This window comes from Streptomyces sp. NPDC102490 (assembly GCF_044765285.1).
In the GTDB taxonomy this organism is placed as follows: Bacteria; Actinomycetota; Actinomycetes; order Streptomycetales; family Streptomycetaceae; genus Streptomyces.
In genome coordinates this window covers 242,253-269,072 of sequence record NZ_JBIWJU010000012.1, presented here as the reverse complement: position 1 = coordinate 269,072, position 26,820 = coordinate 242,253, and the positions used below count along the sequence as shown (strand labels likewise).

At 70.2% G+C, this 26,820-nt stretch carries 29 protein-coding genes; 18 read left to right on the top strand and 11 right to left on the bottom strand.

Features of this window, described 5'->3' with window-relative positions; all coding sequences use genetic code 11:
* The first annotated feature begins 63 nt into the window (after positions 1–63).
* From lipB to ACIRGB_RS27800, 4 genes are all read left to right on the top strand, one after another.
* Positions 64–864 carry a lipoyl(octanoyl) transferase LipB gene (gene lipB / locus ACIRGB_RS27815; protein ID WP_403870595.1) on the top strand — a complete coding sequence of 267 codons (801 nt, stop codon included), beginning with the start codon at positions 64–66 and terminating at the stop codon, positions 862–864.
* Between the two features lie 174 nt (positions 865–1,038).
* The gene (gene lipA, locus ACIRGB_RS27810) at positions 1,039–1,992 is read left to right on the top strand and encodes a lipoyl synthase (protein ID WP_403870592.1); all 954 of its coding nucleotides are present in this window, start codon (positions 1,039–1,041) and stop codon (positions 1,990–1,992) included.
* A 244-nt stretch (positions 1,993–2,236) separates the two neighbouring features.
* Positions 2,237–2,467 carry a hypothetical protein gene (locus ACIRGB_RS27805; protein WP_403870588.1) on the top strand — a complete coding sequence of 77 codons (231 nt, stop codon included), beginning with the start codon at positions 2,237–2,239 and terminating at the stop codon, positions 2,465–2,467.
* 69 nt (positions 2,468–2,536) lie between these two features.
* Positions 2,537–3,241 carry a DUF4191 domain-containing protein gene (locus ACIRGB_RS27800; protein ID WP_403870585.1) on the top strand — a complete coding sequence of 235 codons (705 nt, stop codon included), beginning with the start codon at positions 2,537–2,539 and terminating at the stop codon, positions 3,239–3,241.
* 116 nt (positions 3,242–3,357) lie between these two features.
* On the opposite strand, the gene ACIRGB_RS27795 is transcribed toward ACIRGB_RS27800, so the two are convergent.
* Positions 3,358–3,825, bottom strand: a complete 468-nt coding sequence (locus tag ACIRGB_RS27795; RefSeq protein WP_052839906.1) for an RDD family protein — start codon at positions 3,823–3,825, stop codon at positions 3,358–3,360.
* A gap of 220 nt (positions 3,826–4,045) precedes the next feature.
* Between ACIRGB_RS27795 and glnA the strand changes: the two genes are divergently transcribed.
* Together glnA and ACIRGB_RS27785 are read left to right on the top strand one after the other, a co-directional pair.
* A complete protein-coding gene (gene glnA, locus ACIRGB_RS27790; RefSeq protein ID WP_403870582.1) occupies positions 4,046–5,455 on the top strand; it encodes a type I glutamate--ammonia ligase in 1,410 nt (469 codons plus the stop codon).
* Between the two features lie 159 nt (positions 5,456–5,614).
* The gene (locus tag ACIRGB_RS27785) at positions 5,615–5,875 is read left to right on the top strand and encodes a hypothetical protein (protein WP_171987129.1); all 261 of its coding nucleotides are present in this window, start codon (positions 5,615–5,617) and stop codon (positions 5,873–5,875) included.
* Here ACIRGB_RS27785 and ACIRGB_RS27780 read toward each other — a convergent pair.
* Positions 5,872–6,552 (bottom strand): MarR family winged helix-turn-helix transcriptional regulator, encoded by a 681-nt coding sequence (locus tag ACIRGB_RS27780; RefSeq protein WP_403870578.1) that lies wholly within the window; start codon positions 6,550–6,552, stop codon positions 5,872–5,874. The genes ACIRGB_RS27785 and ACIRGB_RS27780 overlap by 4 nt on opposite strands.
* Positions 6,553–6,662: 110 nt before the next feature.
* Here ACIRGB_RS27780 and ACIRGB_RS27775 point away from each other — a divergent pair, with 110 nt between their 5' ends.
* The 7 genes from ACIRGB_RS27775 to ACIRGB_RS27745 all read left to right on the top strand — a co-directional run bounded on the left by ACIRGB_RS27775 (position 6,663) and on the right by ACIRGB_RS27745 (position 14,258).
* On the top strand, positions 6,663–7,634 hold the full coding sequence (locus ACIRGB_RS27775) for an aldo/keto reductase (RefSeq protein ID WP_403870575.1): 972 nt from the start codon (positions 6,663–6,665) through the stop codon (positions 7,632–7,634).
* Between the two features lie 77 nt (positions 7,635–7,711).
* Entirely contained in the window at positions 7,712–8,803 is a 1,092-nt protein-coding gene (locus ACIRGB_RS27770; RefSeq protein ID WP_403870572.1) for a Gfo/Idh/MocA family protein, read from the top strand.
* Positions 8,804–8,998: 195 nt separating this feature from the next.
* Positions 8,999–10,114, top strand: a complete 1,116-nt coding sequence (locus ACIRGB_RS27765) for an NAD(P)-dependent alcohol dehydrogenase (RefSeq protein WP_403870569.1) — start codon at positions 8,999–9,001, stop codon at positions 10,112–10,114.
* Between the two features lie 47 nt (positions 10,115–10,161).
* On the top strand, positions 10,162–11,244 hold the full coding sequence (locus tag ACIRGB_RS27760) for an MBL fold metallo-hydrolase (protein WP_403870566.1): 1,083 nt from the start codon (positions 10,162–10,164) through the stop codon (positions 11,242–11,244).
* A 49-nt stretch (positions 11,245–11,293) separates the two neighbouring features.
* Complete coding sequence (locus tag ACIRGB_RS27755; RefSeq protein ID WP_403870563.1) at positions 11,294–12,199, top strand: NADP-dependent oxidoreductase; 906 nt, start codon at positions 11,294–11,296, stop codon at positions 12,197–12,199.
* Between the two features lie 51 nt (positions 12,200–12,250).
* Entirely contained in the window at positions 12,251–12,973 is a 723-nt protein-coding gene (locus tag ACIRGB_RS27750; RefSeq protein ID WP_403870560.1) for an alpha/beta fold hydrolase, read from the top strand.
* A gap of 157 nt (positions 12,974–13,130) precedes the next feature.
* Complete coding sequence (locus tag ACIRGB_RS27745; protein WP_403870557.1) at positions 13,131–14,258, top strand: Gfo/Idh/MocA family protein; 1,128 nt, start codon at positions 13,131–13,133, stop codon at positions 14,256–14,258.
* Positions 14,259–14,481: 223 nt separating this feature from the next.
* Here the strand turns inward: ACIRGB_RS27745 and ACIRGB_RS27740 are convergent, their stop codons facing one another.
* The 5 genes from ACIRGB_RS27740 to ACIRGB_RS27720 form a co-directional block, all read right to left on the bottom strand.
* A complete protein-coding gene (locus ACIRGB_RS27740) occupies positions 14,482–15,087 on the bottom strand; it encodes an antibiotic biosynthesis monooxygenase (protein ID WP_403870554.1) in 606 nt (201 codons plus the stop codon).
* Between the two features lie 27 nt (positions 15,088–15,114).
* Positions 15,115–16,554, bottom strand: a complete 1,440-nt coding sequence (locus tag ACIRGB_RS27735; protein ID WP_403870551.1) for an aldehyde dehydrogenase family protein — start codon at positions 16,552–16,554, stop codon at positions 15,115–15,117.
* A gap of 158 nt (positions 16,555–16,712) precedes the next feature.
* The gene (locus tag ACIRGB_RS27730) at positions 16,713–17,618 is read right to left on the bottom strand and encodes a LuxR family transcriptional regulator (RefSeq protein ID WP_403870548.1); all 906 of its coding nucleotides are present in this window, start codon (positions 17,616–17,618) and stop codon (positions 16,713–16,715) included.
* Entirely contained in the window at positions 17,615–18,517 is a 903-nt protein-coding gene (locus ACIRGB_RS27725; protein ID WP_403870545.1) for an LLM class flavin-dependent oxidoreductase, read from the bottom strand. Before ACIRGB_RS27725 ends, ACIRGB_RS27730 begins: the two co-directional genes overlap by 4 nt.
* On the bottom strand, positions 18,514–20,754 hold the full coding sequence (locus ACIRGB_RS27720; RefSeq protein ID WP_403870543.1) for an LLM class flavin-dependent oxidoreductase: 2,241 nt from the start codon (positions 20,752–20,754) through the stop codon (positions 18,514–18,516). The genes ACIRGB_RS27725 and ACIRGB_RS27720 overlap by 4 nt, the downstream gene beginning before the upstream one ends.
* A 119-nt stretch (positions 20,755–20,873) precedes the next feature.
* Between ACIRGB_RS27720 and ACIRGB_RS27715 the strand changes: the two genes are divergently transcribed.
* Entirely contained in the window at positions 20,874–21,266 is a 393-nt protein-coding gene (locus ACIRGB_RS27715) for a winged helix-turn-helix transcriptional regulator (RefSeq protein WP_403870540.1), read from the top strand.
* 109 nt (positions 21,267–21,375) lie between these two features.
* Here ACIRGB_RS27715 and ACIRGB_RS27710 read toward each other — a convergent pair whose 3' ends face one another.
* Together ACIRGB_RS27710 and ACIRGB_RS27705 are read right to left on the bottom strand one after the other, a co-directional pair.
* Positions 21,376–22,308 (bottom strand): zinc-binding alcohol dehydrogenase family protein, encoded by a 933-nt coding sequence (locus tag ACIRGB_RS27710; protein WP_403870711.1) that lies wholly within the window; start codon positions 22,306–22,308, stop codon positions 21,376–21,378.
* 87 nt (positions 22,309–22,395) lie between these two features.
* Positions 22,396–23,385 (bottom strand): zinc-binding dehydrogenase, encoded by a 990-nt coding sequence (locus ACIRGB_RS27705; RefSeq protein ID WP_403870537.1) that lies wholly within the window; start codon positions 23,383–23,385, stop codon positions 22,396–22,398.
* A 61-nt stretch (positions 23,386–23,446) separates the two neighbouring features.
* Between ACIRGB_RS27705 and ACIRGB_RS27700 the strand changes: the two genes are divergently transcribed.
* Complete coding sequence (locus tag ACIRGB_RS27700; protein WP_403870534.1) at positions 23,447–23,755, top strand: ArsR/SmtB family transcription factor; 309 nt, start codon at positions 23,447–23,449, stop codon at positions 23,753–23,755.
* Positions 23,756–23,792: 37 nt separating this feature from the next.
* Here the strand turns inward: ACIRGB_RS27700 and ACIRGB_RS27695 are convergent, their stop codons facing one another.
* Positions 23,793–24,632: an SDR family oxidoreductase gene (locus ACIRGB_RS27695; protein WP_403870531.1), complete on the bottom strand. Its 840-nt coding sequence runs from the start codon at positions 24,630–24,632 to the stop codon at positions 23,793–23,795.
* Between the two features lie 93 nt (positions 24,633–24,725).
* Between ACIRGB_RS27695 and ACIRGB_RS27690 the strand changes: the two genes are divergently transcribed.
* Positions 24,726–25,097 carry a winged helix-turn-helix transcriptional regulator gene (locus ACIRGB_RS27690; RefSeq protein ID WP_403870528.1) on the top strand — a complete coding sequence of 124 codons (372 nt, stop codon included), beginning with the start codon at positions 24,726–24,728 and terminating at the stop codon, positions 25,095–25,097.
* 83 nt (positions 25,098–25,180) lie between these two features.
* On the opposite strand, the gene ACIRGB_RS27685 is transcribed toward ACIRGB_RS27690, so the two are convergent.
* Positions 25,181–25,495, bottom strand: a complete 315-nt coding sequence (locus ACIRGB_RS27685; RefSeq protein WP_403870525.1) for a hypothetical protein — start codon at positions 25,493–25,495, stop codon at positions 25,181–25,183.
* Positions 25,496–25,670: 175 nt separating this feature from the next.
* Between ACIRGB_RS27685 and ACIRGB_RS27680 the strand changes: the two genes are divergently transcribed.
* Complete coding sequence (locus tag ACIRGB_RS27680) at positions 25,671–26,030, top strand: arsenate reductase family protein (RefSeq protein ID WP_403870522.1); 360 nt, start codon at positions 25,671–25,673, stop codon at positions 26,028–26,030.
* Positions 26,031–26,147: 117 nt separating this feature from the next.
* Complete coding sequence (locus tag ACIRGB_RS27675; RefSeq protein WP_403870520.1) at positions 26,148–26,819, top strand: hypothetical protein; 672 nt, start codon at positions 26,148–26,150, stop codon at positions 26,817–26,819.
* Position 26,820: the final 1 nt, after the last annotated feature.

The window sequence follows — 26,820 nt, the reverse complement described above, 5'->3', positions numbered from 1 at the left end:
GGGCGGTCGTACAGTGGCGTGGGCACGCTTCGTGCCTTACGACCTTGCAGGGAGGCACGTGCCGTGAGTGAGCTGCGCTTCGTCCGGATGGGCTTCGGTGCCGAACGCGTCGAGTACCAGGAGGCGTGGGACGAACAGCGCCGGGTGCACGCCGCGCGGTTCGCCGACGAGGTCCCCGACACCGTGCTGCTCCTCGAACACCCGCCGGTCTACACCGCCGGCCGGCGCACCGAGGACAGCGAACGCCCCCTCGACGGCACCCCGGTCGTCGACGTGGACCGGGGCGGCAAGATCACCTGGCACGGCCCGGGCCAGCTGGTGGGCTACCCGATCCAGAAGCTCCCGCGTCCGGTCGACGTGGTGGCCCACGTCCGCCGCCTGGAGGAGGCCCTGATCCGCACCTGCGCGGAGTTCGGCCTGGAGACCACCCGGGTCGAGGGCCGCAGCGGCGTCTGGGTCCTCGGCGACCCGGTCGAGCGGCGCCCGAAGCTCGGCGGCCTCTCCCTGGACTTCGACCCGCGCCTGACGGACGAGGAGTTCGACCCCCGCCTCAACGGCCCCGACTACGCCCCGTCCAACGCCGGCCAGCGCCGCGAGGACCGCAAGATCGCCGCGATCGGCATCCGGGTCGCCAAGGGCGTCACCATGCACGGCTTCGCGCTGAACGTGAACCCCGACAACAAGTGGTTCGACAAGATCATCCCCTGCGGCATCCGCGACGCGGGCGTCGCGTCCCTGGCCAATGAACTCGGCCGCGACGTGACCATCGAGGAGGTCCTCCCGGTGGCCGAACGCCACCTGCGGGACGTCCTGGAGCACGCGGAACTCAAGCCCCGGGTCATCGAGAAGACACCGGCGGCATAAATCCAGCACCGGGGCATAAATCCAGCCCGTCCGGCGTTTGAAGACGAGGCCCGTTCAGGGCCGAAGCGGGGGCCTGGGGGCGGCAGCCCCCGGAGGCCAGCACCCTCGCCGGGCATTCAAAACAACGGGCGTACGCTTAAAGGCGCCGAAGAATCAAACGCTAGGGAGCCGGTCGTGTCCGCAGTCGCACCCGACGGACGCAAGATGCTGCGCCTGGAGGTCCGCAACAGCCAGACCCCCATCGAGCGCAAGCCCGAGTGGATCAAGACCCGGGCGAAAATGGGCCCCGAGTACACCAAGATGCAGAACCTCGTGAAGAGCGAGGGCCTGCACACGGTCTGCCAGGAAGCCGGCTGCCCCAACATCTACGAGTGCTGGGAGGACCGCGAGGCGACCTTCCTCATCGGCGGCGACCAGTGCACCCGGCGCTGCGACTTCTGCCAGATCGACACCGGCAAGCCCGAGGCGCTCGACCGCGACGAGCCGCGCCGCGTCGGCGAGTCCGTGGTCACCATGGACCTGAACTACGCCACCATCACCGGCGTCGCCCGCGACGACCTCCCGGACGGCGGCGCGTGGCTGTACGCGGAGACGGTGCGCCAGATCCACCAGCAGACCGCCGGCCGCGAGGCCGGCCGCACCAAGGTCGAGCTGCTGGCCCCCGACTTCAACGCGGTCCCGGAGCTGCTCCGGGAGGTCTTCGACTCCCGCCCCGAGGTCTTCGCGCACAACGTCGAGACCGTCCCGCGGATCTTCAAGCGCATCCGCCCCGGCTTCCGCTACGAGCGCTCCCTGAAGGTCATCACCGACGCCCGCGACTACGGCCTGGTCACCAAGTCGAACCTGATCCTCGGCATGGGCGAGACCCGTGAGGAGATCAGCGAGGCGCTGAAGCAGCTGCACGAGGCCGGCTGCGAGCTGATCACCATCACGCAGTACCTGCGCCCGTCCGTGCGCCACCACCCCGTGGAGCGCTGGGTCAAGCCGCAGGAGTTCGTGGAGCTCCAGCAGGAGGCCGAGCAGATCGGTTTCTCCGGCGTGATGTCGGGCCCGCTGGTGCGCTCCTCGTACCGGGCCGGACGGCTCTACGGCATGGCCATGGAGCAGCGCCGGTCCGCCACCGTGTGAAGTCCCGCACAAGCCACTACCGGCCGGTAAGGGCCGAGACGCCGCGGCCCCGACCGTCCTCGCTGATGAGGACACCGGTCGGGGCCGCGCGCCCGTTCCGGGACCCGGCAGCGCGGATTCATGTGCGTTTGACCGGCGGGTCACGCCCTGGTAACACCAATCAGTGACCCTGGAATCACAGCACGTACACCACCACGTACACCCGTCTCCGTACCCGGAGCCGTACCGAGGGGGGACCTCCACCATGCAGGCCGCGCCCGTTCGCCCCACCGCCGCCCGCACCACCGCCGTCCGCGCCACCGCCATCCCGTCGTTCACCACCGCCCTGCGGGCCGTCGAGTCGCTGCTGATGAGCGGCGGCCAGCGCACCGCCCGGCGCAACGCCTGGAACTCGGTCCTGGAGGACCGCCGCCGCGCCAAGGACCGGATCGAGACGGAGCGCGCGCTGCGGCAGTCCGTCGCCGGCCGTTCCTGACCGCGTCCCGCTTCCCCCCGCCGGACACTGCCGTCGTCGGCGCTTTCGGGGGCACGTAGACTTCGTGCCATGGCGAGGAAGGAACCTGCAGCGGACGCTGCGAATCCCGGGCGACTGAAGCAGATCGCTCTGACCTACAAGATGACCCGCAAGGCCGACAAGAAGATCGGTCTTGTGCTCGCGGGTGTCGGCATCGTCGTCTTCGGTGTCCTCCTCGCGATCGGCTTCTTGATCGGTCACCCCATCTATCTCGGCATCCTGGGCCTGCTGCTCGCCTTCCTCGCGACGGCGATCGTCTTCGGGCGCCGGGCCGAGCGGGCGGCCTTCGGCCAGATGGAGGGACAGCCGGGCGCCGCGGCGGCCGTACTGGACAACATCGGCCGGGGCTGGACGACGACCCCCGCGGTGGCGATGAACCGCAATCAGGACGTGGTGCACCGCGCGGTCGGCAAGGCGGGCATCGTGCTGGTCGCGGAGGGCAACCCGAACCGGGTGAAGTCCCTGCTCGCGGCCGAGAAGAAGAAGATGAACCGCATCGTCGCCGACGTCCCCGTGCACGACCTGCTCGTGGGCAGCGGCGAGGGCCAGGTCGAGCTGAAGAAGCTGCGCACGACCATGCTCAAGCTCCCCCGCGTCCTGACCGGCCCGCAGGTCACCGTGACCAACGACCGGCTGCGCGCCCTGGGCGACCTGATGAGCAACATGCCGCTGCCCAAGGGCCCGATGCCCAAGGGCATGCGGATGCCCAGGGGCGGCAACCCCAGGCAGCGCTGACCCGTAGGACTCCGAGACGCCGGTACGGCGAGGGGGGCGGCCCGAGTGATCGGGCCGCCCCCCTCGCCGTACCGGTCGTCCTGACCGGTCGTCCCGCCGGCCTCGTGGTGCGGGTGTCAGATCCGGACTTCCACGGTGCGGGCCAGCCGGTCGTGCAGGCCCCGGCCGTCGCGGTCCCAGATCAGCGCCGGGAGGGCGAGGCACAGCAGGACCGAGCGCAGCAGGGCGCGCAGCGGGCTGGGGCGGCCGGTGGCGAGGTCCACGACCCGCAGGCCCAGCAGGCGCTTGCCCGGGGTGAAGCCGACCGTGCCGACGGTCAGCACGCTCAGCACGAAGAAGATCAGCAGCGCCCAGTTGCTCGCCGTCTGTCCGTAGCTGCCCGTGATCAGCCCGTATGCGATCAGGGAGCACAGGGCCCAGTCGACGGCCAGCGCGCCGAGCCGCCTGCCCGGGCGGGCGATCGAACCCGGTCCCTCCTCGGGCAGACCGAGCTGCTCGCCGCGGTGTCCGAGATCGGCGCCGGCCTCTTCCACGGCCGCGCGGGGGCCGGAGAGCCACGACCCGATTGCTTGCCTGTTGTCCACCCGAACACGGTACTGCGCCCGTATACGTACCGGGAACGGCGGGGTGTGCGGGCCCTCCATCCGGCCTAGGCTGGGGAGGGAGCCGGTTAACTTCTGTGAAACAAATGGGTCACGCCCGAGAAATCACCCGTCCCTAGGGTCGAAGAAGCGTGTGCCACCCGCACTGGCCGCACGAACGATCTACCACCCCGGCGGGACGGTCGGGAGTAGGAGGAGCTGGATGTTCCAGAACGCCGACGAGGCCAAGAAGTACATCGCCGACGAGGACGTCAAGTTCGTCGACGTCCGGTTCTGCGACCTGCCGGGCGTCATGCAGCACTTCACGCTGCCCGCCGCCGCGTTCGACCCCGACGACGAGCAGGCGTTCGACGGCTCCTCGATCCGCGGCTTCCAGGCCATCCACGAGTCGGACATGTCGCTGCGCCCCGACCTGTCCACCGCGCGCATCGACCCGTTCCGCCGGGACAAGACGCTCAACATCAACTTCTTCATCCACGACCCGATCACGGGCGAGCAGTACTCCCGCGACCCGCGGAACGTGGCGAAGAAGGCCGAGGCGTACCTGGCCTCCACGGGCATCGCCGACACGGCGTTCTTCGGTCCCGAGGCCGAGTTCTACGTCTTCGACTCCGTCCGCTTCGCCACCAGCGCGAACGAGTCCTTCTACCACATCGACTCCGAGGCCGGCGCCTGGAACACCGGTGCGCTGGAGGACAACCGCGGTTACAAGGTCCGCTACAAGGGCGGTTACTTCCCGGTCCCGCCGGTCGACCACTTCGCCGACCTGCGCGCCGAGATCTCCCTGGAGCTGGAGCGGTCCGGCCTCCAGGTCGAGCGCCAGCACCACGAGGTGGGCACCGCCGGCCAGGCGGAGATCAACTACAAGTTCAACACGCTGCTCGCGGCCGCGGACGACCTCCAGCTCTTCAAGTACATCGTGAAGAACGTGGCCTGGAAGAACGGCAAGACGGCGACCTTCATGCCGAAGCCGATCTTCGGTGACAACGGCTCGGGCATGCACGTCCACCAGTCGCTGTGGTCGGGCGGCGAGCCGCTCTTCTACGACGAGCAGGGCTACGCCGGTCTGTCGGACACCGCGCGGTACTACATCGGCGGCATCCTCAAGCACGCCCCGTCGCTGCTGGCCTTCACCAACCCGACGGTGAACTCCTACCACCGCCTGGTGCCGGGCTTCGAGGCGCCGGTGAACCTGGTGTACTCGCAGCGCAACCGCTCCGCCGCGATGCGCATCCCGATCACGGGCTCCAACCCGAAGGCCAAGCGCGTGGAGTTCCGCGCCCCGGACGCCTCCGGCAACCCGTACCTGGCCTTCTCGGCGCTGCTGCTCGCGGGCCTGGACGGCATCAAGAACAAGATCGAGCCGGCCGAGCCGATCGACAAGGACCTCTACGAACTGGCTCCCGAGGAGCACGCGAACGTGGCGCAGGTCCCGACCTCCCTGGGCGCCGTCCTCGACCGCCTGGAGTCCGACCACGAGTTCCTGCTCCAGGGCGATGTCTTCACGCCGGACCTGATCGAGACGTGGATCGACTTCAAGCGCGCCAACGAGATCGCGCCGCTGCAGCTGCGTCCGCACCCGCACGAGTTCGAGATGTACTTCGACGTGTGATCGACGGCTCACGCCGATCCGGCCGGCGCCCCCGTCCCCGTTTCCCGGGGGCGGGGGCGCCGTCGTGCGTGGCCGAAACCCTTCACAGGGCGCGGGCGGGCCGGGATCATGGCTGTTGACACGGCTGTTCGAGTCAGGGGGACGGGGAGAGTGCCGGAGATGCCGGAGCGCGACGACGAGGAGCGCGAGTACGACCTGAGGTGGGCGGAGGGCGCCGAGCACAAGGAGCCCTCGGCGCGCGCCCGGATGCTCGCCGCGCGCTGGAAGGAGAACCCTCCCGGCCCGGTCCCCTTCCGCGCCGACCCCGACCACGTGGGCTCCGGGCGCCGGTCGTCGTGGGTGTCCACCGCCGTGGTCCTCGGCTGCGTGGCCGCGGTGATCGTGCTGCTCGGCTACATCAACTTCCGGGCGCCGTACTAGGGGGTGTCGGCCGGAGGCTGTGACGCCGGATGAAGCGTGGGTGACCGGCCGTCCGCCGCGCCGTCCCCCGGAGGCGAAGCCGCAGAGCCCGCGTCGGGTTGCCCGCGCTTGATGGCCGCGTCCACCGCGGCACCGATGCGGCGCAGTGCCGCCAGCTCCTGAGGACCGAGACCATCGATCAGGTACTCGCGGACTGCGGCGACGTGTCCCGGCGCCGCCGCCACCACTACGTCGTAACCGGCCTCGGTCAGCGTCGCGGCGGTGCGCCTTCCGGAACCGGGGATCCGCTTCCGTGCGAGCAGTTCGCGCTTCTCGAGCCGGCCGACGACATGGGACAGCCTCGACAGTGACGCCGCCGTTCGCGCGGCCAGGGCGCTCATCTGCATGGTGCGGTCCGGCTGCTCGGAGAGGACCGAGAGCACCATGTACTCGAAGAAGGTCAGCTGAGCCTCGCGCTGCATGCGCGCATCCAGCGCGGCCGGCAGGCTGATCATGATCGCGGAGTTGGCCAGCCACGCCGCCAGTTCGTCGCCGTTCAGCCATCGCGTCCCGGCAACCGGACCGGTGGACTCCCCCGAGCCTGAGCCTTCGTCGGCACGAGCCGTCGCCTCGGATGCCAGCCCGTTCCGTGGACGCCGACGGCGCCCGCCGTTCGTGTCATCTGCCGTGCTCGCCATGAGGACATCCTAGACCCACTTATTGACGCGTCAAGTTCGAAGGAGTAGAACTTGACGCGTCAAGTTCGCTCTGCGGTGCTGAGGCCCGCCCCACACGGAATGGACAACAGATGCAGTCCACGTCGCTCGGCAGGCTCGATGTCCCGCGCATCGGCCTGGGTGTCATGGGGATGTCGGCCTTTTACACCGGCGCCGGCCGGGACGAAGCCGAGTCGATCCGCACCATTCGTCACGCCGTCGACCTCGGTGTCACCCATCTGGACACCGCCGAGGTGTACGGCCCCTACGTCAACGAGGAACTGCTGGGTCGCGCGATCAAGGGCCGCCGGGACGAAGTCGTCCTCGCCACCAAGTTCGGCCTCGTCTCCCACACCGGTCGGCCGGGCCCGGACAGCACCCCCGCCAACATTCACACGGCTGTCGACGGCTCACTGCGGCGGCTCGGAACCGACCGCATCGACCTCTACTACCAGCACCGGGTCGACCCCACCACTCCCATCGAGGAGACGGTGGGGGCGCTGAGCGAGCTGGTGGAGGCGGGCAAGGTCCGCCACATCGGACTGTCGGAGGCGGCAGCGGCGACCATCCGCCGGGCCCATGCGGTCCATCCCGTGGCCGCCGTCCAGAGCGAGTACTCGCTGTGGACGCGGGACCCGGAGGCCGAGGTGCTGCCCACGCTGCGTGAGCTCGGCATCGGACTGGTTCCCTACGCACCGCTGGGACACGGCTTTCTCACCGGTGGCATCCGCACCCTGGACGGCCTGGACGCCACCGACTGGCGTCGCTCCAATCCCCGGTTCACCGGCGACAACCTCACGCGCAACCTGCGCATCGTCGACGAGGTACGCGAGGTCGCCGACGAGGTCGGGGCCACGCCCGCGCAGGTCGCTCTGGCCTGGCTGCTCGCGCAAGGACACGGCATCGCGCCCATTCCGGGGACGACACGCATCGACCGCCTCAAGGAGAACAGCGCCGCTGACGGCATCCGGCTCACCCCGGGCCAGATCGCCCGCCTGAACCACCTCACACCGGCGTCCGGCGAACGCCATGCCGAGCCCGACATGGCCGCCGTCGACCAGTGAGTCAAGCGCGCACGCGCCGACTCGCCCCGCACACCACACCACGTCCTGCTTCAGCGAAAGAAACGGAACACCACATCATGTCAAGCAATCTCATCCGGGTCGGCATCATCGGCGCGGACACGAAGGCGAGCTGGGCCGGCGCCTCGCACATACCCGCGCTGGCGGCACAGCCCGACTTCCACCTGGCCGGTGTGGCGACGCGGCACGAGGAGAGCGCGCGCGGCGCTGCCGAGGCGTTCGGCGCCGAGCGTTGGTTCGCGGACCCCTACGCGCTCATCGGTGACCCTTCGATCGACCTCGTCACCGTCGCGGTGAAGGTCCCCGCTCACCGCGAGCTCGTCCTGGCGGCCCTCGCGGCGAACAAGGCCGTGTACGCGGAGTCGCCGCTGGGCGCGACCCTCGCGCAGACGGAAGAGATGGCTGAGGCGGCCGGCTCACTGCACACCGCGATCGGCCTGCAGGGCCGGCTCAACCCCTCGGTACGCCGCGCGGCGGAGATCATCGCTGAGGGCCGGCTCGGGCGGCTGCTCTCGGCGCGAGTCGCCGCGACGACCTTCGGCAACGGCCCGGAGTCGGTGAGCGCGTACGAGTACTTCGACAAGGCAGCGTCCGGAGCCAATTTCCTCACCATCGCCGCGGGCCACGTCCTGGATGTGGTCGAGGCCGTTCTCGGCGACATCACCGAGATCGACGCCCGCACCGAACTCCTCTGGCCCCAGGTGAAGTTGGTAGACACCGGCGCGATATCCGTCCGCGAGGTCCCGGATCACCTCGACGCCATCGCCAAGACCTCCTCGGGGGCGCCGGTCGGGGTGCAGATCCTGGCGGGCGTGCCCGCACCCGACGCCCACTTCATTCTGGAAGTACGCGGATCGGATGGCTGGCTGAAGCTGACGGGCAACCACCCCGCGGGCGTCCAGGTCGGCGACCTCACCCTCTCGTCGAGCGTCGACTTCACCGCGCCCGACCGCCCGGTCGCCACCGGCGCGGGACCCACCGCCGCCGACATCTGGACGGGCGCTTCCATCAACGTCGGCGAGGTCTACGCCAGCCTGGCCCGCGACATCACGAACGGCACCCACCACACCCCGGGATTCCAGCACGCCGCCCACAACAGCCGTCTCATCGCCCGAGTCGAACAGGCCGCCCGGACCGGCGTCCGGCGCTGACGCCACCGCACCTCGCGGCACGGTGCCTCACTGCCGTGACGGATACGGCGACCGATCCGCGGGCACGGGTGGCCGACATAGGTTCGGACTCGCTGAAGGGTTCCTGAGACCCACCACCCCGATCAGGGAGTCGTTGATGATGTCAGTCCCTCGTCACCATGGCGCTCGCGGCGCTTCGCCGCGGGCTCACGGCGCATGACCACCTCCGCGCGCGCCGCTGTTCTCGAAGCGCGGGACGGGCCCTTCGATCTCCGCGACATCGAGATCGAGGACCCGCGGTCCGACGAGGTACTCGTTCGCATGGTCGCGACCGGAATATGCGCGACCGACGCTCACGTGCGGGCACAGCGCATGGCGACGCCGCTGCCGGTGGTGCTGGGGCACGAGGGAGGAGGGGTCGTCGAACGCGTGGGGGCCGCTGTCACCACCGTCGAGCCCGGTGACCACGTCGTCCTCTCCTACCACTCGTGCGGCCGCTGCAAGCCGTGCATGTCCTCGCACCCGGCCTACTGCGACAACGTCTGGGCGGCCAACTTCGCAGGTGCCCGCCTGGACGGCTCGAACGGTCTCCACGTCGCCCACGGGGCTGAGCCGCACGGTCACTTCTTCGGCCAGTCCTCGTTCGCCACCCACGCCCTGACGCACCAACGGAACACGATCAAGGTCCCCCGCGATCTGCCCCTCGACGTCCTGGCTCCGCTGGGGTGCGGGTTGCAGACGGGGGCGGGGGCCGTACTCAAGGCCCTCGCCGTGCCGGCGGGAGCGTCCTTCGCGGTCTTCGGCGTGGGAGCGGTGGGCCTGGCGGCGGTGATGGCGGCACATGTCGCGGGTGCCACCACCATCGTCGCCGTCGACGTCGACCCCGGCCGCCTCGATCTGGCCCGCGATCTCGGAGCGACGCACCTCGTCGACCCCGGCCGGGTCGAGGATCTGACCGGCGCGCTCCGGACCGTCGACGAACGCGGTCTGGAGTACGTCCTCGACACCAGCGGCCGCGCGGAGAACCTCGACGCCGGGGTCGGCGCCCTGGCACCGATGGGCCGATTCGGCTTCGTGGCGTTCCACGAAGGAGCGGGCGCCGTGCTCGACGCCGGCCGGCTCACGCTCGGCCAGTCGCTTCAGGGCATCATCCAGGGCGACGCCGTCTCGTCGCTCCTGATCAACGACCTTGCCCAGCTCTATCGAGCGGGCCGGTTCCCCATCGACCGACTGCTGTCCTTCTACGACTTCGCCGATATCAACACCGCGTTCGAGGATGCGGGCTCAGGCCGCGTCACCAAGGCGGTCCTTCGCTTCACGTCACCGGGATAGACCACCCGTTCGACAGCTTCCCCAGAACACAGAAAGGCGTCCCGTCGATGTGCCAGAGCGGTCAGAAACCCATCAACGTCGAAGAAACCCCGAGCTTCTACGGGATCGACCCCTACGGGTTCCCCCGCGCGGGGGCGGACGACCCGGTGGACCCCGCGGGCTATTACCCCCCGTATTTCCAGAGCGAGCACTTCCAGAAGTACGGCTATCACGTGGAAGAACTGCGCGGCGGCTTCTACTGGGTCACCAGTGCCGGCTACGACGCCGCATTCGTGGTGACCGAGGAGGGCGTGGTCGCGATCGACGCACCCCCGACGCTGGGCGAGAACATGCTGGCGGCGATCGAGGACGTCACCGACCGACCGGTGACCCACGTCATCTACAGCCACTGGCACGCCGATCACATCGGCGCGGCCTCCGTGTTCGGTCCCGACGTCGAGATCGTCGCCCACCGCATCACCAAGGAACTCCTGGAGCGCTTCCCCGACCCGAAGCGCCCCCTGCCGACGAAGACGTTCGACGACGAACTCGTCCTCGAAGTGGGCGGTGTGAGCCTGCAACTCTCCTACCGGGGAGAGAACCACTGCCCCGGCAACATCTTCATCTACGCACCGCGGCAGAAGGTGCTCACGGCCGTGGACATCGTCAGTCCGGGAAGCGTCACGTTCATGCACTGCGACGCCTCGCAGAACATCTCCGGCTGGTACGAGGCTCAGGCCCAGATCCTCGAATACGACTTCGACTACTTCGTCGGCGGGCACCACATGCATTACGGCACCTACGAGCAGGTGAAGCTGTGCGTGGAGTACTTCACCGACGTGCTCGAGGGGGCGACCGCGGCGGTCGAGCGGTTCAGCCGCTCGGATGCGCTCGCCGACATCGTGACCGGCACCGGCTGGGACAGGATCTTCGTCGGTACCGAGAACTGGATCAGCTCCATGGCGAACTACACCACCCGCCACGTCCTCGAGAAGCAGACGAGCGACGGCCGGCTCTGGTGGGAACGGCTGGCAGGAGCCACTACCCAGACCAAGTACCACGCGTACACCGTGCTGGAGTCGATCCGCCTCGAACGGCCCCGGCCGGACTACCGCCTGCGGGGCGAGAATCCTCCGGTCTTCCTGACCTGACACCGTTCTGAACGGTGCGGGCAAACCCTTGTATACGAGAAGGATCATTATGAAAGCCGTCGTCATCACCTCGTTCGGCGAACCCTCCGTGTTGCGGGTTGCGGAGGCTCCGCGACCAGCGCCGGGTCCGGGTCAGGTACTGGTGCGGGTTCACGCCGCCGGGGTGAACCCGGCGGAGATCCAGGCACGCGCCGGAGCGTTCGGCCTGCGTGCTCCCGCCATCCTCGGATTCGAGTTCGCCGGCGTCGTCGAGGCGGCCGGCCCGGGCGTCGACGAGGGCGTGGTCGGCGACCGCGTCGCCGGGTGGCCGGACTCCGCCACCCAGGGCTCCTACGCCGAGTACACGGTCAGCAGCAACTTCGCGACGATCCCCGACGGCGTTTCCTTCGAGGAGGCCGCGGCTACTGTCATCGGCGCCGACAACGCGGCAAGGGGTCTCGGGCTTCTGAACCTTCGCCCGGGTGAAACGCTCGTGGTCACCGGCGCGAGCGGTGCTCTGGGCGCCGCCGCCGTGCAGTTCGCGCGACGGCGCGGTGTGACGGTGATCGGCGTCGCCGGGACCGCCAACGCCGACTTCGTCAAGAGTCTCGGAGCGACCCCTGTCGCCCACGGCCCGGGCCTGGTCGATCGCATCCGTGCCGCCGCTCCGGGCGGGGTCGACGCCGCGCTCGACACCGCCGGCAAGGGGCTCCTTCCGGCCCTCGTCGATCTTCTCGGCGGCCCCGGCCGGATCGTGACGCTCGCCGACCGCGATGCCGCACGACACGGCGTCGCATTCAGCCCCGGGGGCAGCGGGAACCGCGACCGCGGCCCGGTCCAAGAAGCCCTGGATCTGATCGCCGCCGGCGCATGGACCGCACGCATCGGCCGGAGCTTCCCACTCGACGAGGCCGCGGAAGCTCATCGCCTCGTCGCCACGGGCCACACCCACGGCAAAGTCATCCTCCTTCCCTGACTTGGCCGACCGGCCATTCAACCACGACAACAATCAATTGGAGAACCCGAAATGCCTGCAGTCCTCGTCCATGGTGTACCTGATACCCACCGGCTTTGGGACACCCTCCGTTCCCATCTTCGACGCGAAGATGTCGTGACGATCGATCTCCCCGGGTTTGGCGTACCCCTGCCGGAAGGATTCACGTCGACGAAGGAAGAGTATCTCGATTGGCTCATTGAGAAGATCGCGGAAATCGGCGAACCCGTCGACCTGGTCGGTCATGACTGGGGGTCTCTGCTCACCGGCCGTCTCGCGTCTGTCCGACCGGATCTGGTGCGGACATGGACAGGCATCAGCGGCCCCATCGATCCGGAGTATCCGTGGCACTATCTTGCCAAGATCTGGCAGACGCCGGGCGAGGGCGAGCAGTGGATGGCGGACCTCGACCTCGAGGAGTTCGCAGCAAGCCTCAACGAGGCGCAGATGCCGCGCGACGCGGCAGACGAAGCGGTCCGGCATATGGATGCCACTATGAGGGCAAGCATTCTCGCCCTTTACCGTTCGGCGATCGAGGTCGGGGCGGAGTGGAAGCCGGGTCTGAGCAAGGTGACCGCACCAGCGCTCGTGATCTGGGGCCTGGACGATCCGTTTCTTCCTCACCGCTTCGCCGACGAGCTCGGTAATGCCACCCGCGCACGTGCCGTCTTCAAGCTGCGCAGCTCGCACTGGCCGATGATAGAGCGGCCGGCCGATGTCGCGCGCGAACTCGAGGCCCACTGGGCTCACGTGTAAAACCTGCGCTTGGGTCACTCGGGCTCGCCGCTACGCGAACGGCAGTAATTGCTCGCTCGCCGTGGTGAGCCCGAGTGCCCACGCATGTATCCGGAAACGAATCTTCGTGACGCAGCCCGGAGAGCGTTGCCGGGCTGCACAAGGCAGGAGCATCCTGATGACGAATTCAGCAAAAACCCGGATCGGCGTCGGCCTTGTCGGGGCCAGTGCCGATTGGGGCTGGGGCGCGATTGCTCACGTCCCGGCGCTGCAGGCGCTCGACGCGTTCCAGATCCGCGCCGTCAGTACGACTCGTATGGAGAGCGCGAACGCGACCGCTCGTCGGCTGGGCGTCGATCTCGCCTTCGACACACATCAGGCTCTGGTCGAGCGACCGGAGGTCGACCTGGTGGTGGTTGCGGTCAAGGTGCCGGAGCACAAGCGGATTGTTTCCGACGCGTTGGCCGCGGGCAAAATGGTTTATTGCGAATGGCCGCTCGCAAGAAACCTGTCGGAGGCCGAAGCGCTGGAGGGCTTGGCCCGCGAGCGGGGGCTGCGGACGGTTGTCGGGTTGCAGGGCGGCCTGCACCCGCCGATCCTCTTCCTTCGCGACCTCATCGCGCAGGGCGTGATCGGCAAGCCGCTCAGCACGAGCATCCGAGCGCATGTGTCCGACGCCATGTGGGTCGGCCGATATGACCCGCCGGTCGAGTACATGGCCGACGCACAGCATGGCGCCACGCTTCTGAGCATCATGCTCGGCCACGGGCTCGAACCGCTTGCCCGCGTGCTCGGCACGTTCGAGAGTCTGTCCGCCGTCGTCGCCAATCAGCGCGGTGACGGCGTCCGCCTGTCCGATGGCGCGTCGCTGCCGAAGGACACGCCGGATGAGATCGTCGTCGCCGGCGTTCTCGAAGGCGGGATCGTCACTTCGCTGCACTACAGTGCCGGGCAGTCCGCCGGCTCGGCGACGGTATGGGAGATCCAGGGCACCGAGGGCAGTGTGCGGGTGGAGTCGGCGTCGGGCTACCTCCATTTCACCGATCTCACCCTCACGCTGCGCCGCGGCAGCGAGCCTGTCCGAGTGCTAGAGGTCCCCCCCGCTTATGCGGCTCCCGACCTGCAACTCGACGCACCCGCAGCGGGGGTCGCCCGCCTCTACGCCCAGTTCGCCGCCGACCTCCGCGACGGAACCGCCGATGCGCCCAATTTCGCGGTCGCACTCGATCGCCACCGGGTACTCGAGGCGATCACACGGGCCGCTGAAACAGGTCAGCGGCAGCATCTGTCCCGCCCGGCCGAATGAACTCCAGGCTTTGCCGGCCCTCATAGCGGCCATGCAGGGGGGTGCTGCTGGGCACATCCACCCTGGTACTCCCCCTTGCTGCTCGCCCGGTCGCTGACCGGTTCGAGGCCGGCTGGTCGCCGGAGGAGTACCAGGGAGTGGACGTTGCCTGGCAGGAGCGGGGCGCGCGGCCGGACGAGTGTCCCGACCACGTCTTCGTCGACTTCGTCCGCCCGGGACCGCGTCAGCGCGTCGGTCCCTCGCGGGCGGTCGGGGTGGCGGCATAGAGCCAACGGCGCAGCACGCGGGTCACAGCCGGCATCATCAGATACGTCATCAACGTACTGAACAGCAGCGCGAGCATCAGCACCCGCGCCACAAGCGGCCAGGCACGGAGCGCCGGCCCCAGAAGACCGTTGCCGATCAGGGAGATCGGGAGTACGGCCGCGAAGGCGGCGAGCGCCATCTTCCACCGAGGCGGCGCCGTCGTGGGCGTGTCGTGCGCAGTGGTGAACAGGGTCGCCATTCCGGAGAGTTCGCGACGTGCCACCTCGCTCTGATGATGGCCCTCGCAGTGGTCGAACAGTGCGGCCCGCTCAGGTGACGTCGTCCAGTGCCGCGCGGCCTCCTGGTCGCGGAACCGGTGCATCAGAACCCATGGCCCGGCGGCCGTGGCAGGCCGGAACAACCCGTCCCCCAGGTGCCCGGGAAACGCTGAGGCGGTGTCGGTCACCCGCCCGAACCACTCCCGGAAGTCCTGCTCGTAGCCGGGTTCCACCACGCGCGCGGTCAGCAGGGTGACGTCGGCCGGGCCGGCGTCGGCCGGGCCGACGCCGTCCGTCTCGGTCATCGATTCTCCTTCCGCCGTCGAGAGCTGTCAGAGCTGCGGTGCCACATGCACGAGGTGCTTGGTCTCCTGGAATTCCTCGATCCCGCGGAGGCCGTTCAGGCGGCCCACTCCCGACTGCTTGAAGCCGCCCTCCTCGAACTGGTCGTGGATCATGGCCCAGGTGTTGGTCCAGACGGTCCCGGCCTGCAGTTCGCGGCCGACGCGCAGGGGGCGGTCGACATCACGGGTCCAGATGCTCGCGGCCAGGCCGAACTCGGTGGCGTTGGAACGCGCCACGGCGTCGGCCTCGGAGTCGAACACCTCGAAGGTGGCGACCGGCCCGAACACTTCGCGCTGCACGATCGGCGAGGACACGTCGGCGACCTCGATCAGGGACGGGCCGAGGAGCGCCCGATCCCGCTTGCCCCGTACGAGGACGGTGGCGTAGTCGGCCGCGGCGGCAACGGTCTGTTCGACCCGTTGGGCGTTTCCTTCGTCGATCATGGCGCCCATTTCGCTGGCGGGGTCGTCGCCGGGCCCGACCCGGACCGTCTCGAGGGCGGCGACGAGCCGCCGCCGGAGTTCGTCGGCCACGCCGCGCTGGACCAGTATCCGGCTGCCCGTCATGCAGAACTGGCCCGCGAACATGGTGACGGCCTTGGTGAGCACGGGCACGACGGCGTCCAGGTCGGCGTCGTCGAAGACGAGCATCGGCGTCTTTCCGCCCAGCTCCATGGACAGCGTTTTCAGCGTCGGGGCGGCCTGTTCCATGATCACGCGGCCGACCGCGGTGGAGCCGGTGTAGCTGATCACGTTGACGTCCGGGGAGGAGACCAGCTCCGGAGCCCCCGCGTTTCCGCTCTCGGTGAAGACGTTGAACACGCCCGGGTCCAGGCTCGGCGTGTCGGCGATGATCTCGCTCAGCACTCCGTTGACCAGGCCGGTCTGCGCCGGCATCTTCATGACCACGGTGCAGCCGGCGGCCAGGGCGGGTGCGAAGGATCGCGCCGAGAGGATGACCGGTGAGTTCCACGGCACGATCACCGCGGCGACGCCCGCGGCTTCGCGCAGGGTCATCGAGTACATACCGGGCCGTACTTCGCCGGCCCTGCCGTGGTCGGTGAGGGCCAGCGCCGCGTGGTAGCGGAGCTTGGGGATGGTGCCTTCGACTTCGATGGCCGCCTCGGAAAGCACTTTGCCGTTCTCTCGCGCCAGGAGGGTGATCAGTTCGTCCTTGCGCTGCTCGAGCCGGTCGGCCAGTTCGTGCAGCGCTGCCGCACGCCGGTGGCGGTCGCGGGACCAGGCGGTGGAGTCGAAGGCCCTTCGGGCCGCGGCCACGGCGGCCCTCGCCTCCGGCGCACCGCCGTCGGCGAAGGTGCCGAGCAGGCCGTTGGTCGCGGGGCTGTGTGACTCGCCGCGGGAGCCGGAGTCCTGCCACTGCCCGTCGATGTAGTGGCGCGCGTGGGGCAGGGTTTGGGACTTGGGCATGAGGTGACCTCTCGTCATGCGTCGCACGGCGGTTCGCCGCGGGTCCGCGGGACAACGTCAGCGACGCTACAAATCAGGGCGGGTGAGCGAATCGGGCGGGCAATCCGTCGTTTCCCCCAAAGGTGTCGTGCGCCCGCTCCGCCGCGGCCTCCCCGCGCTCACGGCGGCTCGCAACCGGCGTGGAGGTGGCTCAGCTCGGTTCGGGTGTTGATGCCGAGCTTGGCGAACACGTTCCCGAGGTGGTGGCCCACGGTGCGGTGGCTGATCCGCAGCTGTACGCCGATCTCGCGATCCGTCAGCTGTTCGGCGGCCAGTTGGGCGACTCGCTGTTCCTGGGCGGTGAGCCGGTTCATCGCCCTGGTGTCCGAGGCTTTGCCGGCGTCCCGGACCATGTTCCGCGTCGTCGCCTTGTCGGTGAGCGGCGCCACGGCCGCCACGAGCTGCCGCGCGCTCTCGTCGCTCAGGGCGTCGACCCGCACGTCGGCCACGCCTTCCCAGGGCCGGGCGGCCGGATCGCTGTGATCGGCGAGCACGACGACCACGGGATGCGCTCCCACACGTCGGGCGACGAACCCCAGGCACAGCGCGGTGGCCTCGTCGAGCCACTGCCTGTCGTCCACCACGAGGAGCACGGGCTGCCGCTCGGCGAGTCCGCAGAGCAGCGACAGCACGGCCGCCCCGACCACCAGGCGGTCCGTCGGCTCACCGCTCAGCCCGAGCGCGGTACGCACAGCGGCGGCCTGGGCCGTCGCCAGCAGCTCGACACGGTCGGCCGGCGGTCGCAGCAGCCCGTGCAGCCCCGCGAAGGCGAGGTCCGACTCGGGCCGGGTGGCCGAGTGGCTCAGCCGGACGAAGTCCGCGGCCTGGCCGTGCACGTGGCGAAGCAGAGCTGACTTGCCGATACCCGGCTCGCCCCACACCACGAGCGCGCCACCGCTCCCGCCGCGGGCCTGCGCAAGCAGGCCGTCGAGAACCGCGGTCTCCTCGCGGCGTCCGAACAGCTCCGTCGGCGCTGCCGCCGTCGCGGCTCCGTCACCGGGCCCGCCACGCGCCCACCGCGTCACGTCACGCGTTCGGACCGGACGAGTTCGCGGGCGCGCGGCGCGACCTCGTGGCCGAAGAGGTTCAGTTCGGCGGGCTCGTCCGAGGCGAGGATGAACCCGGATACGCCGTACTGGAGGGCGAGGTCGGCGATCTGTTCGGCCCAGTCGCCGGGAGTCCCCTGCAACAGGCCGCCGTCGGCGCCGGACGTGAATCGGCCGCTCAGGTTGAGCAGGCGGCTGACCGCCGCGGGCTCTCGACCGGCGGCGGAAGCGGCCTCGTCGATCTGCTCGTTCATCGCGCGCAGCGATGCCGGGCCCTCGGGCAGGAAACCCAGGGAGGGCAGCCAACCGTCGGCGATCCTGCCGGTCAGCCGGAGCATGCGCGGCTTGTAGGCACCGATGCGGATCGGGATGCGATGGGCGGGTGCCGGGCCGCGCTTGGCGCCGTTCACGGTGTAGAACTCCCCGGTGACACGGAGGGGACCGGTCTCGTCGGTGGCCCACAGCCCTCGGATCACGGCCACGGCCTCCTCCACCGCCCGCACGGCCTGGGCCGGTTCGAGCCGGCGGCCTCCCATCGCGACGATGCCGTCCCAGAACGCGCCCGCGCCGATGCCCAGTTCGACTCGCCCGCCGGTCAGCCGGTCCAGGCTCGCGGCGGCACGGGCCAGCACGGCCGGGGGCCGCAGCGGGAGGTTCAGCACGTTGCCGCTGATCCGGATCCGTTCGGTGCGTGCGGCGACGTACGACATCAGGGTCCAGGTGTCCTGGAACGCCGACTGGTAGGGGTGGTCCTGGAAGCTGACCAGGTCGAGGCCGGCCCTCTCGGAGGTCAGGGCCAGCTCGACCGGCTCCTGAGGCGGGCGGGCGGTGGGGGTGACGAAGCTGCCGAACCACAGGTCGTGGCCGTAGTCGCTCATGGGGTGCTTCCTCCGGGGTGGTTCGCGGCGGGCGTGAGGGCGAAGTTGTCGCCGAACACGCCCTCGGGGTCGTAGACGCTCTTCAGCTCACGCAGACGCGAGAGGGTCCGTGGGGGCCAGGCCGCGGCGATCCGCTCGGGCCGGAGGCTGGACTCGAAGCTGAGGTAGAGGCCGTCGAGGAAGGGGCTCAGCCGGGCCCAGGCCCGGTCGACCACCTCGTCGGCACCGCCCATCACCACGAGCGAGAAGTTCGCGTCGCGGTGGGCGTAGGCCGTGGCGTCCGCGGGAACATCGGCGACGGCGCCGCCGACCGAGCGGAGCTGGAACCATCCGATCGCGCCGCTGCGGATCATGCGAGCCGCCGCCGCGGCGAACTGCGGGGTCACGTGCCGGAGCAGACCGCTGCGTGAGACCGGTTCGCCGTGGGAGACCGGTGGGTCGTCGCTCGCGTTGTCCATCACGGCCGCGTAGGAGGTGATGACGACGTCCTGGGCGTACATCGGGGAGAGCGCGGCCAGTGGCTCCAGCCGGGCGCGCACGGTGTCCGGGTCCGAGGAGTCGACCATGGTGTGGCTCACCGCGAGCGCTGGTCGTCCGCCGCGCGGGGGCGGCACGATGAGGAAGCTGGTGAGGTCCCGCGGTGAGTCCTCGACCGCCCGGCCCCACTCGACGAGGTAGCGCTCGAGGTCGCTCGCGTCCTGGGTGAGCCGGGCGAAGGCGATCGCACCCACGTCGTCGGCCTCGAACTCGAAGGCGGTGACGATCCCGAAGTTCGCGCCCGCCCCTCGCACGGCCCAGAAGAGATCGGGGTTCTCCGAATCGTCGGCCCGCACGACGGAGCCGTCTGCGAGCACCATCTCCACGGCCCGCAGGCGGTCGATGGTCAGTCCGTGCCCGCGCGCGAGGTACCCGATGCCCCCCGCCGTGGCGAGGCCGCCCACCCCGACGCCCCCGTAGTCGCCCGAACTCAACGCCCAGCCGTAGGGCTCCAGTGCGGCCGCCACCTCGGCCCAGCGCGCACCCGGGCCGATGCGCACCCGGCGTGTCTTCCTGTCGAGCACCTCGATCGCATTCATCAGTGACACGTCGATGACGATGCCGCCGTCATTGGTGGAGCGGCCGGAGACCCCGTGTCCGGCGCTCCGCCGGGACAGGGCCACGCCGGGATGCCGGCGGGCGAACGCGAGCGCCTGGGTCACCTGCTCGTTCGTCGCCGCCCGCAGGATGATGCCGGGCGCACCACCGCGCAGGTATCCGGACCGCAGCCGGGCGTAGGCCGGATCACCGGGCTCGACGACCTCGGCCATCTCCGGCGGAGCGCCCTCGTAGTCGATCCCCGGTCGGCGCCTGGCGCGCACGGCGGACCGCCGGACCCGCGCGCCCGACCATCCACGCAAAAGCACCGCGTCCACGGCCGCCCGCAGGGCCGGGGCGACCTCGCTCGCGAAGCCTGCCGCGACGTCTCGCTCCTCGGTGTCCAGCACGATGGTGCCCACCCCGTGCTCGACGACGAGTGGCAGCAGGTCGTTCACCCAGTCCGCGGCGGTCCCGGTGAACCTGCCGGTCCGCTCGCCGAAGCCACCGCGGATCGTGATCCGTCTGCGGATCTCGCGGGGATCGCGGCCGGCCTCTCGCGCCGCCTCGTCGACCGCGCGGTTGCCCTGCGTCAGCGTGGCGGCGTCGCACCCCGTCGACCACTCGTCGGCCCGCAGTCCGACCAGCCGGAGCAGGTCTTGGCCCTGGCCGTCCACGGAGATCGGCACGTCGTGCGCGGGCGCGGCCTTCTCAGCTCCCGCGAGACGGTGGAAGCGGCCGGTGAACCGGCCGAGGCCACGGTCGAGGACATTCCACAGCTCGCGAACGACGGCGATCGCTTCACCCAGTGCCGCGACCGAATCGGCTGTCCCGGACGCGGCGGCTGACGGGTCCGCTCGGAAGGCCAGTTCGACCCTGCCTTCGGTGAGCCGGTCCAGGCTTGCGACGGCTCGTGCGAGCATCGCCGGATGGAGGGTGGCGGGGCGTGCCTCCAGCACCAGTCCGAGAGAGACCGTCGCCGCGGCGATCCAGGACGCCACAGTCGACGGTTCGAGATCGTCGCCGGCGGTTCCGGCCGGGACGACCAGCAAGTCCAGTCCCCACTGCTCGGCCAGGCCCGCCACTTCGGCCAACCGGCCGGGTCCGCGGTCGGCGTCAGAGGGCAGGTGCAGCCCGAACCTCAGTGCGTGCCCGTAGTTCATCGCGCGTGGTGACGGGCCGAGTGTGCGTTCATGGAGCAAGGCTGCACGGCGGTGATCACAGGCAACAAACGGGACATGACCAGGTCATCAAAAGTGACACGCTCCAGTATCGTGACCGTATGACCGGTCCTCGACCACCCGATGAAACCTCCGCCACCGCGGACCAGAGCCGCCCGGAAGCGGTCTACGAACACATCGACGACGACGTGTGCCGCAGTTTTCAGCGCTCGGTCGAGATCGTGGGCAAGAAGTGGAGCGCCGCGGTGCTCCTGGCGGCGATGCGGGGCGCGCGCCGATTCGTCGACTACCGGGCGCGGATCCCCGGAATCTCGAACCACCTTCTGTCCCAGCGTCTGCGTGAGCTCGAGGGCCACGGACTCATGGAGCGGCTCGTGGTACCGACGACGCCGGTCCAGATCACGTACCGGCCCACCGAACAAGGCGCCAGCCTGATGCGTGTCCTGCATCCGCTGATCGAATGGAGCGCCAAGAACGGGGACATGGGTACCTGACGAGCTGGTCGCATGCCGCCCACGCACCCGATCCGTCGCGGACGGGGACCGGTGATCGCGCGGGCGGCCGCTCGCGGTGCGGCTTCAGCGGTGCGGGGACGGGAACGGGTTACGGGACCAGGACGATCTTTCCCGTGGTGTGGCCGGCCATGATCTCGCGGTGGGCCGTGGCGGCCTCGCGCAGGGGGTAGCTGCCCGCGATCACGATGCGCAGGCGGCCCGCTGCCGCGGCTTCCGTGAGCTGCAGGCGGGCGGCTTGGCGGATCTCGGTGCCGGGGTCCGCGCCCGGCACACCACCCAGGAGCTTGATTCCCGCGCGAGCCCCGCGCTCGTGGCCCGCGATGGTGGCGATACGCAAGCGGTCCGGCACGAGCTCCACGGAGACGTCCACCGCCTCCTCGGTGCCCACGAGATCGGCGGCCGCGTGCACGCCCTCCGGCGCCACCGCGCGCACCCTGTCCGCCAGCCCCGGCCCGTAGACGACCGGGATCGCTCCCAGCTCTCGCAGGAGGTCGTGCTTGGCCCGGCTCGCCGTGGCCACGACTCTCGCGCCGCGTGCCACCGCGAGCTGCACGGCCACGAGACCGACGCCTCCCGCGGCACCGTGGATCAACACCGTCTCGCCCGTGCCCAAGCCGATCGCCTCAAGCGTGTGTACGGCGGTGACCCCGGCGGCCAGCAGCCCGCCGGCCTGCTCCCAGGACAGGGCGGCGGGCTTCGGCACCACGGACCGGGCGGGCACGACGATTTCGGCGGCGTAGGCACCCGGCGCGGAGTAGGTGATCACTTCGTCACCCACCGCGATCGGACCCGCGGGGCCGATCGCGTCGGCACCGACCGCGGTCACCACGCCCGCCGCCTCGACACCGAGCCGCACCGGCAGTCTCTCCGGATCGACACCGAAGGCGCCGCTGTACGACTTGTAGTCGAAGGGATTGACGCCAGCCGCGCGGACCGTGATCCGTACCTCGTTCGGCCTCGGCTCGGGGACGGCGACATCGATCACCGACAGGACCTCGGGACCGCCGTATGCGCCCGCCACTACCGCAGTTGTTTCGCTCATACGAGAGGACAACGGGTGCGCGAGGTGCCCCATTCCTTCGGTCCGGGCCGCCGCCGCGTGCGGGGACTAGTCCACGGGATGCACGGCGAGAGCGATCTTGCCACGCGGGCGTCCGCGTCCTTCGTCGACGGAGCCGCCTTCCAGGAGGCTGTGGGCGTGGGCGACGTCGGCCAGCGGCAGCACGGCGCCGATCACCGGCCGGAGTTCGCCCTGGTCGACCAGGCGGCCGAGGGCCTCGAGTTGTGCCCGGCCGGGACTGACGAAGAGGAAATGGTAGGTCGCGTTCACGCCCCAGGCGGCGAGGAGGTTCTGCGGCTCGGGAATGTCCACGATCGACACCACGCGGCCTCGGTCGGCCAGGACCAGCGGACTGCGGGTGAGGGTGTCCCGGCCCACCGTGTCCAACACGACGTCCACCCCGCCCAGGGCCTGCACCTGCGGCACATAGTCACCGGCCGAGAAGTCGATCGTGACGTCCGCTCCCAGCCGGGTGACGAAGTCGTGATCCCTCGCCCGCGCGGTGGTGACCACCTCGGCCCCCAGCGCACGTGCGATCTGGACGGCAACCGAACCGACCCCGCCCGCGCCGCCGTGCACCAGGACCCGCTCCCCGGCCCGCACTCCGGCCCGTTCGACCAGTGCCTCCCACGCGGTCACCCCCACGAGAGCGAGACCGGCGGCCTCGACATGCGACAGGCGGGAGGGCTTGCGGGCGACCAGGGCCTGGTCGACCACGTGGAACTCGGCATAGGTCCCCTGACCGGTGAACACCGGCGCCAGGTACCAGACCTCGTCGCCCGGCCGGTAGTCGCCCGCCCCCGTGCCGGTCTCGACCACCACGCCGGACACGTCGTTGCCGATCACCGCCGGCAGCGCCACCTGGTCGCGGTAGTCGCCGCGGCGGGTCTGCAAATCCAGGGGATTCACGGAGGTGGCCATGACCTTCACCAGCAACTGGCCGGGCCCAGGACTGGGCATGGGCAGCTCCCGTGCCGCGAACGCGGTGTCCGCGCCACCGAAACGGACGAGTTCCATCACACGCATCGAAGAGGACATACGGCGAAGATAAATCGTCGTATCGCGAATCGTCAATATGAGAATGGGTTACGATCACGCCGTGTTCTCGGAAGAGCAGTTGCTGTCCGTATTCCGGGCCCTGTCCAACCCCGCCCGCCGCCAGATGCTGGTGTGGCTCAAAGACCCCATGAGCTTCCCCGGCCAGGAGGCCGAGGACGTCGAGATCGGCGTCTGCGTGACCGACATCCAGCGGCGCATGGGCCTGGGACAGTCCACCACCTCCCAGTACCTCGCCATGCTGCGGCAGGCGGGGCTGGTGGTCGCCACCCGACGCGGCAAGTGGACCTACTACCGCCGCGACGAGGCGAACATCGCCCGCCTCCTGGAGACCCTGCGCGACGTGTTCTAGCACCTGGCCCTGGTACGGCGCCCCGGTGCGGCCGGTCTCAGCGGAACGCGGCGACGTTGCGGGCGGCCCAGTCGGCGAAGGGGCGCGGGGCGCGGCCGAGGACGCGTTCGACGTCCGGGCTGACGCGCAGTTCGGCCGGGCTCGGGTTGCCGAGGATGTCCAGGGTGTCGTCGGCCAGCTCCGCCGGCATGCTGCGCGCCATGGCGGCCCTGGCCTCGTCGCGGGTCAGCTCGTGGAAGGCCACGGGCGAGCCCAGCGCGGCGGCGAGGGCCTCCGTCTGCCCGCGCGGGGTGATCACCTCCGGGCCGGTCAGCTCGTACGCGCCGCCGGTGTGCCGGTCCTCCAGCAGACAGGCCGCCGCCACCGCGGCGATGTCCGCGGGGTCGACGACCGGCACTCCGACGTCGCCGAAGGGCGCGGCGACGACCCGTCGCTCCCGGACGGACTCGGCCCACCACAGGGCGTTGGAGGCGAAGCCGCCGGGCCGCAGCACGGCCCATTCCAGGCCGGATTCCCGCACCGTGTCCTCCAGCTCCCGCATCGCGATCCGCGTCGCCCCGAAGGGCCTGGTCACCACGCCGAGCGTGGAGAGCAGGACGATGCGGCGGACCCCGCTGCCGACGGCTTCGCCGACGATGTCGGCGGGGTGGGCGCCGAGGGCGTGCAGGTCGCCGGAGAGCAGCAGGAACAGCGACTTCGCCCCGGCCAGCGCGGGCCGCAGCCCGGCCGGGTCGGCGAGGTCGGCCACCAGGTGGCGCACGCCGTCCGGCACCGCCGCCGGGTGCCGTGACACCGCCGTCACCTGCTCGCCCGCCGCTGCCAGCGCCCGCGTCAGCGGCCGCCCGATGTTTCCGGTCGCCCCGGTCACCACGATCATGTCCAGCTCCTTCTCGGATGTCCTCTGTGGGTCTGCACGCTAGGAGCCCGGACTAACTTTCGGTAAGGGCATACCTGGAGGTAAGCTCATGACATGACGGAAGGCGTGCAGCACAGGCTGGTCGAGACCGGCGAGCGGTATGACGTGTTTCACACCGACTGCCTGGCGCGCGACGTGGTCGACCATGTGACCAGCAGGTGGGGCATCTGGGTGCTGATCGCACTGCGGCGCAACGACCTGCGGTTCTACGAGCTGCGCGAGAGCATCCGGGGCATCAGCGAGAAGATGCTCGCCCAGACCCTGCGCGTCCTGGTCGAGGACGGCCTGGTCTGGCGGAAGGTCGAGCCGACGACGCCGCCGCAGGTCACCTACGGGCTGACCGAGTTCGGCCGGGACATCGGGGAGCCGCTCACCGACCTGTTCGACCGGATCACCCAGCGGCTGTCGGCTCTCGACACCCCCTAGTTTCCGGGGACTTGGGGGCGCCCCCCGGAGAGGGCGGCGTCAGCGCCGGGCGCCGCGAAAGGTCACGGCGCCCGGCGCCGGGGTCACCGCGAGTACCGCATCAACGCCCGCACCATGTGGCACGTCGTGTCCGACGGCGGATGAACCCCGATGGCCAGCGCGGCGCTCCGTATCCTCTCGTTGCGCGCCTGGTCGGGCAGGTAGACGCCGGAGTCGAGCAGGGCGATGGCGAGGCGCATCGCCTTGAGCCGGCGGTTGTGCGTCACGTACCACTCACGGGGGCGGCCCGCCGGCAGCGGGCGCTTCTCCACGGGTGCGTACGGCAGGTCGAGCAGGACGGACCGCTTGGCGGTGGACTGGGTGGGCAACGGCTTCGGCTTCAGTGCGGCAGCGGGCACAGGCATCCTCCTGTCGCGGTCGGGGCGCCGTCCGGACTTCCCGGCGACACCCTCGAACACTGCTTCTATTTTACCGCCCACCACTGACAAAAGCCCCTGCCCACCAGGGCTTTCGGGGTCGTTGAGACCCACGTGGCGAACGAGTTTCCGGACCCGTCCGGTTACCGTGTGCGGCATGGAGATCTGGATCAACCCGGCCTGCTCGAAGTGCCGCAGCGCGATCAGCCTGCTCGACGCGGAAGGGGCCGACTACACCGTCCGCCGCTACCTGGAGGACGTACCGAGCGCGGCGGAGATCCGCGAGGTGCTCACCCGGCTCGGACTCGAACCGTGGGACATCACCCGCACCCAGGAGCCCGCCGCCAAGGAACTGGGCCTGAAGGACTGGCCCCGTGACGAGGCGTCACGCGACCGCTGGATCACCGCGCTCGCCGGACACCCCAAGCTGATCCAGCGTCCGATCATCACGGCGGACGACGGAACGGCCGTGGTGGGCCGCACCGACGAGGCGGTCCGGAACGCCCTGTCCCGGTAGGCCGGGTCCGGAGGTGTGACGCGGGTTACGCGCACCCGTCGACGCGACCGGTGAGCAACTCCGTTCGGTATCTCGTACATAGCGGCGTACGCTCCCCTACCTCTTCAGGAGGCGCGGATGTCGCGCAGGAGAACTCCCGGCACGAAGAAGAAGATCGCCCTGCTGGTCGGCGCCGCCACGCTGGCCGGTGGCGGCGCCTTCGTCATGGCGAACGCCTCGAACGCCGCGCAGCCCACCCAGGACGCGCGGCCGAAGGCCGCCCAGGACTCCGGCGTCTGCCAGGGCCTGGCCACCGCGCTCGGCAACAACCAGCGGTTCATCGAGGGCCAGCGGGCCGATCCCGACGCGCAGTCGCAGGCCCGGATCGAGAACCGCGAGGCCGTCGTCGCGGAGATCGAGCGCAAGCAGGCGGCGTCCGGGTGCGCGGTCGGGGAGTCGGCTCAGGACTCCCGGAGCGCGCAGCCGCCCCGGACCACGCAGCCGCCCCAGCCCGGGCAGGAGGCGGGCCAGGACACCGGGGCGCCGGTGGACGACCGGGCCGGCGAGCAGGTCTGTGCCGGTGCCACCGTCACCCTCTCCGGCGAGGGCGGCGCGCCCGCCGCCTCCAGCGACCGGTTCCCGGTGGGCACCACGCTCCGGGTGACCAACCTCGACAACGGCAAGTCCACGACCGTGCAGGTCAACTCGGTCTCGGGAAGCTGCGCGCTGCTCAACGACGCGGCGTTCGAACAGGTCCGCGAGGAGGGCAAGTTCCTGATCCGGCGGGCGCTGATCGAGCAGGTCGGCTGAG

What these genes read in the sequence shown, in the direction of transcription:
- ACIRGB_RS27780 (WP_403870578.1), bottom strand. Translation starts at nt 6,552, where the DNA reads ATGGCGAGCACGGCAGATGACACGAACGGCGGGCGCCGTCGGCGTCCA.
- ACIRGB_RS27715 (WP_403870540.1), top strand. Translation starts at nt 20,874, where the DNA reads ATGACCGGTCCTCGACCACCCGATGAAACCTCCGCCACCGCGGACCAG.
- ACIRGB_RS27695 (WP_403870531.1), bottom strand. Translation starts at nt 24,632, where the DNA reads ATGATCGTGGTGACCGGGGCGACCGGAAACATCGGGCGGCCGCTGACG.
- ACIRGB_RS27760 (WP_403870566.1), top strand. Translation starts at nt 10,162, where the DNA reads ATGTGCCAGAGCGGTCAGAAACCCATCAACGTCGAAGAAACCCCGAGC.
- ACIRGB_RS27755 (WP_403870563.1), top strand. Translation starts at nt 11,294, where the DNA reads ATGAAAGCCGTCGTCATCACCTCGTTCGGCGAACCCTCCGTGTTGCGG.
- ACIRGB_RS27770 (WP_403870572.1), top strand. Translation starts at nt 7,712, where the DNA reads ATGTCAAGCAATCTCATCCGGGTCGGCATCATCGGCGCGGACACGAAG.
- ACIRGB_RS27705 (WP_403870537.1), bottom strand. Translation starts at nt 23,385, where the DNA reads ATGTCCTCTTCGATGCGTGTGATGGAACTCGTCCGTTTCGGTGGCGCG.
- ACIRGB_RS27680 (WP_403870522.1), top strand. Translation starts at nt 25,671, where the DNA reads ATGGAGATCTGGATCAACCCGGCCTGCTCGAAGTGCCGCAGCGCGATC.
- ACIRGB_RS27720 (WP_403870543.1), bottom strand. Translation starts at nt 20,754, where the DNA reads ATGAACTACGGGCACGCACTGAGGTTCGGGCTGCACCTGCCCTCTGAC.
- ACIRGB_RS27805 (WP_403870588.1), top strand. Translation starts at nt 2,237, where the DNA reads ATGCAGGCCGCGCCCGTTCGCCCCACCGCCGCCCGCACCACCGCCGTC.
- ACIRGB_RS27740 (WP_403870554.1), bottom strand. Translation starts at nt 15,087, where the DNA reads ATGACCGAGACGGACGGCGTCGGCCCGGCCGACGCCGGCCCGGCCGAC.
- ACIRGB_RS27765 (WP_403870569.1), top strand. Translation starts at nt 8,999, where the DNA reads ATGACCACCTCCGCGCGCGCCGCTGTTCTCGAAGCGCGGGACGGGCCC.
- ACIRGB_RS27745 (WP_403870557.1), top strand. Translation starts at nt 13,131, where the DNA reads ATGACGAATTCAGCAAAAACCCGGATCGGCGTCGGCCTTGTCGGGGCC.
- ACIRGB_RS27725 (WP_403870545.1), bottom strand. Translation starts at nt 18,517, where the DNA reads ATGAGCGACTACGGCCACGACCTGTGGTTCGGCAGCTTCGTCACCCCC.
- glnA (WP_403870582.1), top strand. Translation starts at nt 4,046, where the DNA reads ATGTTCCAGAACGCCGACGAGGCCAAGAAGTACATCGCCGACGAGGAC.
- ACIRGB_RS27690 (WP_403870528.1), top strand. Translation starts at nt 24,726, where the DNA reads ATGACGGAAGGCGTGCAGCACAGGCTGGTCGAGACCGGCGAGCGGTAT.
- ACIRGB_RS27750 (WP_403870560.1), top strand. Translation starts at nt 12,251, where the DNA reads ATGCCTGCAGTCCTCGTCCATGGTGTACCTGATACCCACCGGCTTTGG.
- ACIRGB_RS27775 (WP_403870575.1), top strand. Translation starts at nt 6,663, where the DNA reads ATGCAGTCCACGTCGCTCGGCAGGCTCGATGTCCCGCGCATCGGCCTG.
- ACIRGB_RS27675 (WP_403870520.1), top strand. Translation starts at nt 26,148, where the DNA reads ATGTCGCGCAGGAGAACTCCCGGCACGAAGAAGAAGATCGCCCTGCTG.
- ACIRGB_RS27785 (WP_171987129.1), top strand. Translation starts at nt 5,615, where the DNA reads ATGCCGGAGCGCGACGACGAGGAGCGCGAGTACGACCTGAGGTGGGCG.
- ACIRGB_RS27735 (WP_403870551.1), bottom strand. Translation starts at nt 16,554, where the DNA reads ATGCCCAAGTCCCAAACCCTGCCCCACGCGCGCCACTACATCGACGGG.
- ACIRGB_RS27800 (WP_403870585.1), top strand. Translation starts at nt 2,537, where the DNA reads ATGGCGAGGAAGGAACCTGCAGCGGACGCTGCGAATCCCGGGCGACTG.